The following is an 11,555-nucleotide window of genomic DNA, read 5'->3' as shown; positions in this document are numbered from 1 at the left end:
ATTCAGTCGAGGATGCGCAGCGGCATGACGAGGCAGAGGTAGTCGGGTTCGCCACTCGCCGGAGAGAAGGTCGCCGCCCGTTCCGGCGCCTTGAACGTCATTCGAACGTCCTCCTCCGGCATGTGGCGCAGCACCTCGAGGAGGTAGGTCGCATTGAATCCGATCTGGATGTCCTCGCCCTCGTAATCCAGCGACAGCGCGTCCTCCGCCTCCCCGAGATCCGGCGTCTGAACCTTGAATCCGAGGTCGCCGGATCTGAAGGAGAGGCGCACCCGCCTCGTCGAGTCATCCGCCATCACCGCAACGCGCCGCACCGCCGTCTCGAGAGCCGCGCGGTTTACGGTCGCCGCCTTGTCGTTGTCCTTCGGAATGACCTGCTCGTAGTTCGGATACGGTCCTTCTATCAGCGACGTGAAGACCTCACGGTCGGCGGACCGGAACGCCAGGTGGTTCTCCGAACGGGCGATCTGCAGCACCGTGTCGGCCGGGTACAGCTTCTGCACCTGGCTCAGCGCTTTCGGAGGAATGATGAGGTCCACCTCGGCGGGGGAGCCGCCGGCATCGAGTTCGCGTGACATCTTCGCGAGGCGATGGCCGTTCGTTGCGACCATGACCGTGGCCGCTTCACGCAACTGCCACAGGATCCCGTTCAGAATCGGTCGGCTGTCCTCCGTGGAAACGGCGAAACTCGTCCGCTCGATCAGCGTCTGCAGCTCGCCGGCGGACATCTCCCAACCGCTGGCGAAGTCGACCTCCGGGAAGTCCGGGAACTCGTCGGGGGCCTGCCCGTAGAGGCGGAACTTGCTCCGGCCGCACTCGATGTCCACTCCGGCGGCGGCTCCGTCGTCGCTGCCGTCGGCCGTAGCGAATTTCACCGGCGCATCATCGAGCACGCGAGAGATCTCCAGGAGCTGTCTCGCGGGCAGCGCGACGACACCGGCCTCGGAAACCTCCGCCGGCACGGACAACGAGACGAAGATGGACATGTCCGTGCCGCTCAGCCGAACGGCATCGTCCTCCGCGTGGATCAGGATGTTCGAGAGAACCGGGAGAGCGGCTCGGGTTGGGACGGCCGCGGCGCTGGCCGCGAGACCCTTCTGGAGTGCCTCTCGGGTGATCGAGAATCTCATTTCAACTCCGGCAGTATCGGTTCGGGTTTTCCACCGTGGGTTCTACGGTTGCGTATGATATATGTATCAACAGAGTAGTAATAGAGCCTGTCGAAGTGTCGAGAATTGGCGGTTCCCCATGTTTCTCGCGGTCTGGGATGCATGCGCCCGCTGTCGACACACGGACACGGTTGTCGAAGTTCCGGTGAAACCTCCGCACCGCCGCGGAGACCACGCACCCGCCGGTGTGCATGAGGGGCAGGTCTTCGTCCGTCTCTGCACACGGTAGTGGACGGCCGGGACATCAGGTTCGGAAGAGCTCTTGCTGCAACTGGCCGACGCGGCCTCGAAGATTGGCATCGGACGCCATGTCCGCCTCGACCTTGTTGACGGAGTGAATGACGGTGGAGTGATTCCTGCCGCCGAAGAGGTGGCCGATGTCGGAATAGGGCAGGTCGAGATGGGTCTTGATGAGGTACATCGCGACCTGCCGGGGAACGGTGACGGTCCGGTTCCGCCGTTTCGACGTGAGTGCCTCGACCGAGACCCCCCAGGAAGCGGCGATGCGGGCCCGGACTTCCTCCGCGGACACTTCGATCACCTGCTCATCGGCGTCGTTGCCCTCGGGCCCCAGCGCATCGCGCGCCATGTCGAGTGAAATCTCGCGTCGCGTGAGGGAGCTGAAGGCGAGGAGCTTGATCAGGGCCCCCTCGAGTTGCCGGACGGAAGTTCGTCGGCTCCGCGCGACGTACTCGATGACGTCGTCGTCGATTTCGATCCCATCCTCGTCGGCTTTCGTGCGCAGGATCGCGGAGCGCGTTTCCAGGTCGGGCGGCTGGATGTCGGTGACGAGACCCCACTCGAAACGAGAAACGAGGCGCTCCTGGAGCCCGGGGATGTCCTGCGGGGGCCGGTCGCTCGTGATGACGATCTGCTTCTTGGCGTCGTAGAGCGCGTTGAACGTGTGGAAGAACTCCTCCTGCGTCCCTTCCTTGTTCGCGATGAAGTGGACGTCATCGACGAGCAGGACGTCGATACGGCGATAGCGCTCGCGGAAAAGGGCGGTCTGCCCGGTCCTGATCGCATCGATCATCTCGTTCGTGAACTGCTCCGAGGGGACGTAGGCGACCTGGCAATCCGGGAGCCGGTCGAGAATCGTGTTGCCGATCGCGTGCATCAGGTGTGTCTTGCCGAGACCGGTGCCGCCCCAGATGAAGAGCGGGTTGTACGTCGTCGCCGGCGCTGCGGCCACGCGATCCGACGCCGCGGCGGCGAGTTCGTTGCTGCCGCCAATGACGAAGCGTGCAAACGTGTAGCGTTCGTTCAGCGCCGCCGCCGCCGGGAGGCCACCGCGATTCGGCGTCTGCGATGCCAGCGCATGACCGGGGTCGCCGGGGTAGGGTTCCGTGATTTCGGGGAAGTCGAGACGCTCCTCGGCTCCCTTGTGCTCGAAGCGGAGTCGAAGTCTCGCGCCCAGTTCGCGCTCGGAGATGTCCCGCAGGAGAGTGCCGTACTTATCTTCGACCCATTCGACCGCAAACCTGGTGGGGGCGGAAACGACGAGCGTATCGTCGGAGAGGGAGACGGCCTCGGTCGATCCGAGCCAGGTGCGATAGGTCTGCTCCGGGAGCACGAGCTTCGCCGATGCGCGAATCTTGGTCCAGGCCTCGTGTGCAGTCAGCTCCATCCGTGACGCGCCGGCATGAGAAGAAGACGGTGGGATAAGGGGTCTGATCTTAGGCGAATCCGCCGGCGAGTGTCAACGAAGGGAAACGCCTCGCGGGGTGCCGCGCGAACGGCGGACGGAATCGGGCGCCGCGTCCGACGTCGGCGGGCCGAATTGACACTATCCCGCGCCGCGTCTAGACTTCCGGGCTAGCCTCGAAAACTTGACGAGATGACCGGAAAGCCTCGGGTGATGTGAGATGGGGAAGCCCACATACAGCAAGCCGACCAACAGGAAGCGCGTGCGGGATCATGGATTCCGGGCGCGCATGAAGACGAAGGCGGGCCGCCGCACGCTGTCGCGCCGCAGAAGGAAGGGTCGACGTCGGCTCACCGTCAGTGACGCGTTCCGTCGCAAGCGACGAAGCCGCTAGCGGGCGTCCGCCCAAGGGCTTTCGACGGCCTCGCGCGGCCCGTCTGCGCACAGCACGGGAGATTCGCCGAACCATCCGTGCGGGCCGCTGCAGCCGGGGCCGCATCGTGGACGTGTTCTTCGCTCCTTCGCCCTCCGGTCGCTCCAGAGTCGGGGTTGTGACGCCTCGCCACGGGCGCGGCGCGGTCGCGCGCAACCTCGTACGCCGGCGCCTGACCGAGATCGCTCGCATCCATGTATTGCCCGCCCTTGAAGCCCGCCGGCTCGAGCTGGATCTGGTCGTGCGAGCGAAACCGGCCGCCTACGACGCCTCGTACCAGAGGCTTCGGGTGACGTTGATGGATTCGCTGGAGACCGTATGCGCAGGGTGATCATCGGAGCGATTCGCGGCTACCAGCTGGTGGTCTCTCCCTGGCTTCCGCCCGCCTGCAGGTACGAGCCGAGCTGCTCGGAATACGCCCTGACCGCGGTGCGGCGGTTCGGCGCCAGCCGGGGGACCTGGCTGTGCGTTCGGCGCCTCCTTCGCTGTCACCCCCTGGGGTCGTGCGGCTACGATCCGGTTCCCGCCCGGGAGCGCTGATGGAACGCCGTCTGCTTCTGGCCATAGCGCTGATGGTCGGCGTGATGATCCTCTCGAACGTGTTCTTCCCGCCGACCGAGAGGCCGCTGGAGCCGGTGTCGCCCGACAGCGCGGAGACGCCGGAAACCACGACCGTCGCCGACGAGCTGAACCGTCTTTCCGCCGAGGAACGGGCGGCGCAGGAGGTGGCGGAGGTTCTGGCCGATGCGGAGGAGACGCCAGCGCTTGAGGAGGTGCCGGAGGAAACCGCGTCCGCAGCCCGGGAAAGCTCCATCGTCACGGTCCGGTCGGAACTGTACGAGTACCGGTTCGACACGCGGGGCGCGCGACTGGTGGGCGCGACGATGCTCGCGCACGAGAACTTCGCCGAGGGCGGACATGGCGGACAGCACGTCGAATTGGTGCGGCCCGACGATTCGATCCTGTCGTACGCGCTGACGCTTCGTGGCGACACCGTTTCCCTCGGCTCGATCGCCTTCACTGCGTCGACGTCCGCGCTAGAGGTGGGGAGCGGGCCCGCGGAACTGACCTTCGAGGCCGCGATCGGCGAGGTCACGTTTGATGTTTCGTATCGCTTCCACCCGGACGATTACCGGATCGACGTGAGCGGCGGGCTGCGCGGGCTGGGGGACGTGGGGCACGTCGTTCTGGTGGGTCTCGGCCGCGGCATCGAGCGAAACGAGGCCGTGCCCAGGGAGGACAGGGCGGCGATGTCGCTCGTCACCCGGAGCCGCTCCGGACAGATCGCGGCCGAGCGGCTGGACCGCGTCGACGTCGACGAGACGAGGCCGGCCACCGGCGCTCCCTTCAGTTGGGCCGCATCGAAATCGAAGTACTGGCTCGCCGCCGTCGTGGTACCGCCGGAAGGCCCGGGCATCGGAGGCGTGATGCTGCGCGGCGTGCCCGAGGAGGACGCGGCGGAAATGCAGGCCGCGCTGCCCGTGCCCGCCGGCAGTTCCGGTTTCGAGTACGCGGCGTACGTCGGGCCGCAGGACTTCGCGCGGCTGCAGGCCATGGGACAGGAACTCCACAACGTGAACCCCGTCGGCTGGCGGTGGCTCCGGTGGTTCACCCGGCCGTTCGGGAACCTGATCGTCGCGATCCTGATCTGGATGCACGAGTCGTTCTCCCTGGCGTACGGCTGGGTCCTGATCCTGTTCGGCGTCGCGTCGCGGATCATCCTGTCGCCGCTGTTCCACATCTCGGGACGCGCGCAGATGAAGCAGATGGCGCTGCAACCGGAGATCAAGAAGCTGCAGGAGCGCTACAAGGGCGACGCGCAGCGCCTGCAGCAGGAGCAGATGAAGCTGTTTCGGGAACACGGGGTCAACCCCCTGGGCGGCTGTCTGCCCATGTTCCTGCCCCTCCCGATCCTGATCACGCTGTTCTTCGTGTTCCAGAACACGATCGAGTTCCGAGGGGTGCCCTTCCTGTGGCTGCCGGATCTCTCTCTGAGGGATCCGCTCTTCGTCGTACCTGTGTTGATGGGCGGATCGATGCTCCTGCTGAACTGGATCACGCAGCGGGGCATGCAGACGAACGCCCAGATGAAGATGATGTCCTACGCGCTACCGGTCGTCTTCACCTTCTTCTTTGCGAACTTTGCGGCCGGGCTGAACCTGTACTACACAGCGTCCAACATCATGTCGCTGCCGCAGCAGATGTACCTCTCCCGCGAACGAAGGAAGGCACAGCCGCCAGCCTCCCGGAAGAAGGAGTAGCGTCGGCGCGGGGCGCAAAGGGGAATCGGCGTCGCCTCGTTACCGCACATGGGAGACCGACAACCCGATCAGGCGCTCGGACTGCCGGAAGAACTGCTCCGCGCGGGAAGGCCCGAAGCCCAGGAGCAATCCGACGCGCGTTCCTCGAGCCAGCCCGGCCCCGAGTTCCGCCGCAATGGCAGGCTTCCATTCCAATTCCGCCCAGCCGAAGTAGTCGACCGAAGCATGGAAACGCACGGGCGCGCCCGGCTCCGAGTCCCAGGCGGCGCCCGCGCGTAGCGAAAGGGGTTCGAAGTCCGGGGTGGCGCGCAGCAGCAATCCCGGGCCTCCGTAGAGGGTGAGGCCCGATGCCGGAGATCCCTGAAGCATGAGTTCGAGCCCCTCGCGGCTCGTGCTGATGGGACGGGTGCCGGTGTCCACGAGGAATTCGTCCCCGAGATGCGAACTCAGGTGATAGAGTTCGGCCCGAGCCGCAACCGCCCCGAAACGCCCTCGGAGAAGAACGCCGATCCGGTAATGCACTTCGATGAGGGCCTGATCCGGACCTCCGAGGTCGAAGCGGGAAAACGCCCCTCCGTGAATCGCTCCTGCGTATTCCACCTCCCCGTCCGGGTCGCGCCGGATCCAGAACCCCAGGCGGTCGCCGATGTCGGCGAGGGCAATGCCGTCGCGGAGGGAGTCCCGCGTCGCCCTCAGCAGCGCCAGACGATGTACGGGCTCGAGCGGGGAGCCGACGGGCGTGCGGAAGGGATGGCCGTTCGGGTCCCGGATTCCGCTCGCCGTGGCGCCACTCGCCTGCGCGACGAGGGGGGGAACCGCGGCGAACGGTGCCGCCAGGAGGAGCAGGCAGACTCCTAGAGCGCGCACGTCAGCCGTCGTGTGGACGCGCTGGAGCTTCAAGCGGCTCGCTGACACCTCGGGCAGAGCACGGTCTTCCGGCCGGTCACGCGGAGAGACGTCAATTCATGTCGGCAACGCGGACAGGAGCCGCCCGTCGAGCGTGAGTTGATCAGCCACCCCGGATCGGAGTGGGCGGCGCTCCAGTGAAGCGTGGCCCGCCTCAGAACCCGCTTCAAGTAGCGGTGAAGCCGGTCGAGCTGCTCGGGCTCCAGTTGGCCGACTCGACGGTCGGGGCGTACCCCGGCCTGGAAGCAGATTTCATCCGCATAGTCGTTGCCGATCCCGGCAATCGCTTTCTGGTTCAGGAGAAAGCCCTTGATGGTGGAGCGAGCATTCCTCTCCGCCAGCGCCTCGAAGCGCGCAAGAGTCAGGTCGTCGCTCAGCGGGTCCACCCCCAGGCTCTGGAGCGACCCCTTCTCGTTGAATTCGCTTCCCGCCACGGCCTGGACCGTGCCCTGGGAGCCGGACGACGAGAAGCGGAGTTCTCTGCCGGCCGCAAACTGGAACCGGATCCTCGTCCGGTCGGTCGGCGGGGCGGTCTGGGATTCGAGGCGCAGGAGACCGTCATCCCCCATGTCGAACATGAGGCTGTAGTCGGAACGGAAACGGAGTACCACGTAGCGACCGTGGCGTTCAACGGAATCTACGGCGTGGTTCTCAAGGTGATTCTCGACGATGTCGCGCTCAATCGACGCGACATCCGGGTCGTCGATCCGGATTATGGAGATCGTTTTGCCGGTCGTGTAACCGGCAATGCGCTCGATCATTCGCTCAACATCGGGAAGTTCTATCATTCCATCACGGCTCCGGTGGGCAAGACTGGGTGCAGGTGGACGTACACCCGTACGAAGGAAATGTGCCCTGTGCTTCACGGGAGGTGAAGAAAAGAGTATTGCCACTGGGTCTCAACGCTGTGTCAAGCTGCAGCGAGGTCATTGAGGCCGGAGCGTCGGGATTGGCCGTAACACAATGTGCCATAACGATTTATGGCATCCGAGCCCCGGGGTGGTGTCACCGAGCCGCTAGCCGGCCGGATGAAACCAGGCGGATATTTTATCCTGAACGGCCGCGGCCGCGCGTGCGGGATCCGGAGCGTTTCGGATGGGTCGTCCCATGACGATGTAGTCGGCCCCGGCCTCGAACGCGGTCTCCACATCCACGGTCCGTTTCTGGTCATCCGTCCCGGCTTCGGTCGCCGCGCGGATGCCGGGGACGACGATGCGAAACCGGTCAGACACCGCGGAACGAACTCGAGCGGCCTCGTGCCCGGAACTGATGACGCCGGCACACCCGATACTCTCGGCCCGACGGGCTCGCGATAGCACGACGGCCCCAATGTCGGCTTCAAAGCCGAGGTCTTCCATGTCCGCGCGGTCGAGACTGGTGAGAACGGTCACCGCCAGGATTCCGAGATCGCCCTCTGCGGCATCGCACGCTGCACGGAGGATCGCATCGTTGCCGTGTACCGTGACGAAATCCACGTCACGGGTCCGGAGTTGTCGGACGGCGGAGCGGACGGTCTGCGGCACGTCGAAGAGTTTCAGGTCGGCGAACACCTTCTTGTCTTTGGAGCGAAGCCAGTCGGCCAGCTCGAAGTACCCTCCGGAAAGGAAGAGCTCCAAGCCGATCTTGTAGAAGGAAACAGTATCGGCCAGCGAGTCGACGATCTCCCGCGCCTCTGAAGCAGTTGGAACATCCAGCGCGAGGATCAACCGGTCGGTCGCGGGGATCATTGTGGAGATATCGGCCTCCCGAAGCAGGTGGATCGGAGTTGAACCGCGGCGAGTGGAGGACGAAGCTCTTTGGCGGTGTACCTGCCTGCAAGGGGGCCGGCGACGATGTGGAGCCAGCGTTTCACGTGAAACATCTCATTCCCTGGCTTCCTTGGCGGGACCGAATCGGCTCGCTACGACCTCCATCGCATGTTTCACGTGAAACATGGTCGCCCGGGTCACGAGAGCGCCGTATATTGGACCATCTCACAGGAGATAACGGCTGTTGCGCGACGCCCCACTTGTCGCGCTCGGTCGTCATGACACTAATTCGTTACGAGGTATACGCTTAAGTGCGTGTCGGTTCACATCGCCAGGTGCGGCGATCAGCGAGGGGCGGATCGATTTGGGCCGGGTGATCGCGATTGCAAATCAGAAGGGCGGGGTCGGCAAGACCACCACGGCGATCAACCTCGGCGCGTCGCTGGCAATCGCGGAGCGCAACACGCTCGTCATCGATTGCGACCCGCAGGGCAACGCGACATCCGGGTTCGGGCTGCGCAAGGATGGAGACGTCCCCAGCGTGTACGACTGCCTCGTAAACGGACAGCCGCTTCAGGCGGCGGTGCGGCCGGAAGTCCACTTCCCATGCCTGTCCGTGGTGTCCGCGAGCCGGGACCTGACCGGTGCCGAGGTCGAACTGATCGATCGATCGGATCGCCAGCGAATCCTCGGCCGGAAGATCGAGGCGCTGCGGGGTGACTTCGAGTACATCCTGATCGACTCGCCGCCATCCCTCGGGCTCCTCACGCTCAACGCACTGGCCGCCGCGGACGCTGTGCTCATCCCGATTCAGTGTGAGTTTTATGCGCTGGAGGGCCTCAGCCAGCTCCTGAACACCGTGCGGCTGGTGCAACGCAGCCTCAACCCGGAGCTCGAGATCGAGGGGGTGCTGTTGACGATGTACGATTCCCGCCTCAACCTCGCCAAACAGGTGGCCGCCGAGGCGCGTGAGTACTTCGGAGGCAAGGTCTTCGACACCATGATCCCGAGAAACATTCGGCTCGCCGAGGCCCCGAGCTTCGGAGAGCCGATCGCTCTGTACGATGTCCTGTCGAGCGGGGCCCGCGGATACCTGAGTCTGGCTCGGGAACTGATCGATCGGCACAGGGGTTCGTAGGTTTGCCCCGGAACGACCGTCGTCTCGGGAAGGGGCTTGCGGCCCTGCTGAGCGAAAACCTCGGGACGGAACGCGTCTCGGCGGAAGCGGAGATTCCGATCGAGGCCATCCAGGCGAATCCGTTTCAGCCTCGTGGCGACTTCGATCCGGACCGCCTCGCGGAACTCGCGGACTCCATCCGCGAGAACGGCTTGCTGCAACCTGTCGTCGTCAGACCCGTAGGGGAGGCATTCGAGATCGTCGTCGGCGAGCGACGATTTCGGGCGATTCAGAGTCTCGGATGGACATCGGTTCCAGCCCTGGTTCGGAAGCTGGACGACGAACAGATGCTGATCGTGGCTCTCGTCGAAAATCTCCAACGCCATGACCTGTCAGCACTTGAAGAAGCTCGAGGGTATCGTCGACTGATGGAGGACTTCGGTCTGACGCAGGAAGAAGTCGGGCGGCATGTGGGGCGGGACAGGTCCACCGTGGCAAACGCGCTTCGACTGCTCGCCCTGCCGGAGGCGGTGCTGGGCTTGCTCGCGAACGGAAAGCTGTCCGCGGGCCACGGCCGCGCCCTCCTGACGTTGTCCACAGCTGAAGAGCAAGCCCGCGTCGCCCTGGAGGCGGTGGAGCAGGGGTGGTCCGTGCGGGAGATGGAACGTCGCGTCCGCCGAGGCCGCCCGGCGCAGCAAAGGCGGCGGAAGACCAGGCAGGAAAAGGCGACGGAGTCGAGTGATCCCTTTGTTAAGCGGGCCGAACTCGGGCTTGAGCGAGGGTTCGGAACCCAGGTGCGGATCCGGACGCGCTCGGATGGCGCCGGCGAGGTCGTCGTGCGTTTCCACGATACGGATGATTTTCTGCGGCTCGTGGCCCTGATGGGTGGGGACGAACTCGCTGCGGAGCTTCGCGAATGACCGTTCTCCGGCACTGGACACTGCAGTTGGTCCGACGGGATGGCCGGCGCGTACGTTCCCTGCCGCTCGGCCGGCCGCGGCTGCTTCTCTCGGTGGCGGGTACGGTCGTCGGCCTGGTCGGCCTCGGGTTTCTGGCGGGCTTCCTGACGGCTTCGCGGGTCGAGTCCAATCGCATACTCGAACTGGAAACGGAAGTCGCGACGCTCGAGAGCGAGCGGGAAAGGATGAACCAGTTGGCCGGTCGTCTGAACGAAATCGAGGATGAGTTCGGTCTCCTGCAGGATGCGGTAACCGCCGGGCGGCCCACCGAATCCCCGCCGGTGAACGTCGTCCCCAGAGGAGGCGTGGAGGCCAGGTCACGAACCTCGGCGGAGACGGCGACCCTTGCCTGGCCTCTCACGCAGCGTGGCTTCGTCACCCGTCACTACGGCTCACGGCCCGCCGATTCACGCGAAGGGCATACAGGGTTGGACATTGCGGTACCGACGGGGTCGTACGTCCGGGCGATCCAGGCGGGACGAGTCGAGGAGGCGGGGGAAGACCCGATCTACGGAAAGTTCCTGCGGATTGCGCACGCCGACGGGCTAACGTCATTGTATGGCCACAACGCCTGGCTGTTCGCCGCGGCCGGCGACGCGGTGGAGCGACTCGAGGTCATCGCCCTCACGGGGAACACGGGAAGATCCTCGGCCCCCCATCTGCACCTGGAGCTCGCCCGGAACGGCGCACTATTGGACCCACTCTCGCTGGTGGCGGACCAGAGCGGTCGGAACAACACCGGGGCCCCGGCGGAGAGGCAACCGGAGTAAGGATTGGAGCAAATGGCTAGAGATTCTCGACATGGCGGGCACACCCGTGAGCTGAGCGACGTCGTCTCGGTCGTCGCGCCCGGAATGACGATCTTCGGGGATGTGAAGTGCGATGGTACGGTCCGAGTCGAAGGGAAGATCAAGGGCTCGATCAAGGCAACAAAGTCCGTTGTCGTCGGCAAGGACGGACATATCACCGGGGATATCGAGACGCAGGACGTCGTGGTGGCCGGCACCGTGGTGGGGACCGTGGCGGGAGCCAGTCGTGTGGAATTGCAGGAAACCTGCAAAATCGAGGGTGATATTCGCAGCCGGCGAGTGAAACTCGACGAGGGCGGCCAGATTGAGGGTCGTCTCCATATGACGGCAAAGACCGCGGACGAAAAGCCGGCCGCCGCCCCGCACAAGGGTGCGTCCCCATCGATCCAGCCGCAGAAGCCTCAGCACGCGGCCAGGCGCAGCTGAAGCGAGGTTTTCGCCCGCCGCTCTCCCGCCCGCAGGGGTCGCGCCGTGCCGGGGCGGACGATCCGCTTGACGGAATTCCGTA

General features: G+C 65.2%; 13 protein-coding genes. 8 read left to right on the top strand and 5 right to left on the bottom strand.

The window, feature by feature from the left end; translation table 11 throughout:
• Positions 1-2 precede the first annotated feature (2 nt).
• Positions 3-1,130: a DNA polymerase III subunit beta gene (dnaN, locus tag RN901_RS01195; protein WP_310754967.1), complete on the bottom strand. Its 1,128-nt coding sequence runs from the start codon at positions 1,128-1,130 to the stop codon at positions 3-5.
• Between the two features lie 283 nt (positions 1,131-1,413).
• Positions 1,414-2,796 carry a chromosomal replication initiator protein DnaA gene (gene dnaA, locus RN901_RS01190; RefSeq protein ID WP_310754965.1) on the bottom strand — a complete coding sequence of 461 codons (1,383 nt, stop codon included), beginning with the start codon at positions 2,794-2,796 and terminating at the stop codon, positions 1,414-1,416.
• A 238-nt stretch (positions 2,797-3,034) separates the two neighbouring features.
• Between dnaA and rpmH the strand changes: the two genes are divergently transcribed.
• The 4 genes from rpmH to yidC are packed head-to-tail and all read left to right on the top strand — an operon-like array spanning position 3,035 to position 5,508.
• The gene (gene rpmH / locus RN901_RS01185; RefSeq protein ID WP_310754963.1) at positions 3,035-3,208 is read left to right on the top strand and encodes a 50S ribosomal protein L34; all 174 of its coding nucleotides are present in this window, start codon (positions 3,035-3,037) and stop codon (positions 3,206-3,208) included.
• A complete protein-coding gene (locus RN901_RS01180; protein ID WP_310754961.1) occupies positions 3,174-3,578 on the top strand; it encodes a ribonuclease P protein component in 405 nt (134 codons plus the stop codon). The genes rpmH and RN901_RS01180 overlap by 35 nt, the downstream gene beginning before the upstream one ends.
• Positions 3,566-3,787 carry a membrane protein insertion efficiency factor YidD gene (yidD, locus tag RN901_RS01175; RefSeq protein WP_310754959.1) on the top strand — a complete coding sequence of 74 codons (222 nt, stop codon included), beginning with the start codon at positions 3,566-3,568 and terminating at the stop codon, positions 3,785-3,787. The genes RN901_RS01180 and yidD overlap by 13 nt, the downstream gene beginning before the upstream one ends.
• The gene (gene yidC, locus RN901_RS01170) at positions 3,787-5,508 is read left to right on the top strand and encodes a membrane protein insertase YidC (RefSeq protein WP_310754957.1); all 1,722 of its coding nucleotides are present in this window, start codon (positions 3,787-3,789) and stop codon (positions 5,506-5,508) included. The genes yidD and yidC overlap by 1 nt, the downstream gene beginning before the upstream one ends.
• Positions 5,509-5,547: 39 nt before the next feature.
• On the opposite strand, the gene RN901_RS01165 is transcribed toward yidC, so the two are convergent.
• The 3 genes from RN901_RS01165 to pyrF form a co-directional block, all read right to left on the bottom strand.
• Positions 5,548-6,408 carry a DUF1207 domain-containing protein gene (locus RN901_RS01165; RefSeq protein WP_310754955.1) on the bottom strand — a complete coding sequence of 287 codons (861 nt, stop codon included), beginning with the start codon at positions 6,406-6,408 and terminating at the stop codon, positions 5,548-5,550.
• Positions 6,405-7,202 (bottom strand): DNA-formamidopyrimidine glycosylase family protein, encoded by a 798-nt coding sequence (locus RN901_RS01160; RefSeq protein WP_310754954.1) that lies wholly within the window; start codon positions 7,200-7,202, stop codon positions 6,405-6,407. Before RN901_RS01160 ends, RN901_RS01165 begins: the two co-directional genes overlap by 4 nt.
• A 228-nt stretch (positions 7,203-7,430) precedes the next feature.
• Positions 7,431-8,141 (bottom strand): orotidine-5'-phosphate decarboxylase, encoded by a 711-nt coding sequence (gene pyrF / locus RN901_RS01155; protein ID WP_310789848.1) that lies wholly within the window; start codon positions 8,139-8,141, stop codon positions 7,431-7,433.
• 394 nt (positions 8,142-8,535) lie between these two features.
• Here pyrF and RN901_RS01150 point away from each other — a divergent pair, with 394 nt between their 5' ends.
• The 4 genes from RN901_RS01150 to RN901_RS01135 are packed head-to-tail and all read left to right on the top strand — an operon-like array spanning position 8,536 to position 11,473.
• Entirely contained in the window at positions 8,536-9,300 is a 765-nt protein-coding gene (locus tag RN901_RS01150) for a ParA family protein (RefSeq protein ID WP_310754949.1), read from the top strand.
• A gap of 2 nt (positions 9,301-9,302) precedes the next feature.
• A complete protein-coding gene (locus RN901_RS01145; RefSeq protein ID WP_310754947.1) occupies positions 9,303-10,199 on the top strand; it encodes a ParB/RepB/Spo0J family partition protein in 897 nt (298 codons plus the stop codon).
• A complete protein-coding gene (locus RN901_RS01140; RefSeq protein ID WP_310754946.1) occupies positions 10,196-11,008 on the top strand; it encodes a M23 family metallopeptidase in 813 nt (270 codons plus the stop codon). Before RN901_RS01145 ends, RN901_RS01140 begins: the two co-directional genes overlap by 4 nt.
• A 12-nt stretch (positions 11,009-11,020) precedes the next feature.
• Complete coding sequence (locus RN901_RS01135; RefSeq protein ID WP_310754944.1) at positions 11,021-11,473, top strand: polymer-forming cytoskeletal protein; 453 nt, start codon at positions 11,021-11,023, stop codon at positions 11,471-11,473.
• Positions 11,474-11,555: the final 82 nt, after the last annotated feature.

Source organism: Candidatus Palauibacter soopunensis (assembly GCF_947581735.1).
Taxonomy (GTDB): Bacteria; Gemmatimonadota; Gemmatimonadetes; order Palauibacterales; family Palauibacteraceae; genus Palauibacter; species Palauibacter soopunensis.
This window is presented reverse-complemented; position numbering and strand designations above follow the sequence as displayed.

Excerpts from the sequence above, each read along its gene's own strand:
- RN901_RS01140 (WP_310754946.1), top strand. The coding sequence starts at position 10,196 with ATGACCGTTCTCCGGCACTGGACACTGCAGTTGGTCCGACGGGATGGC.
- rpmH (WP_310754963.1), top strand. The coding sequence starts at position 3,035 with ATGGGGAAGCCCACATACAGCAAGCCGACCAACAGGAAGCGCGTGCGG.
- yidC (WP_310754957.1), top strand. The coding sequence starts at position 3,787 with ATGGAACGCCGTCTGCTTCTGGCCATAGCGCTGATGGTCGGCGTGATG.
- dnaA (WP_310754965.1), bottom strand. The coding sequence starts at position 2,796 with ATGGAGCTGACTGCACACGAGGCCTGGACCAAGATTCGCGCATCGGCG.
- RN901_RS01160 (WP_310754954.1), bottom strand. The coding sequence starts at position 7,202 with ATGATAGAACTTCCCGATGTTGAGCGAATGATCGAGCGCATTGCCGGT.
- yidD (WP_310754959.1), top strand. The coding sequence starts at position 3,566 with ATGCGCAGGGTGATCATCGGAGCGATTCGCGGCTACCAGCTGGTGGTC.
- pyrF (WP_310789848.1), bottom strand. The coding sequence starts at position 8,141 with ATGATCCCCGCGACCGACCGGTTGATCCTCGCGCTGGATGTTCCAACT.
- dnaN (WP_310754967.1), bottom strand. The coding sequence starts at position 1,130 with ATGAGATTCTCGATCACCCGAGAGGCACTCCAGAAGGGTCTCGCGGCC.
- RN901_RS01135 (WP_310754944.1), top strand. The coding sequence starts at position 11,021 with ATGGCTAGAGATTCTCGACATGGCGGGCACACCCGTGAGCTGAGCGAC.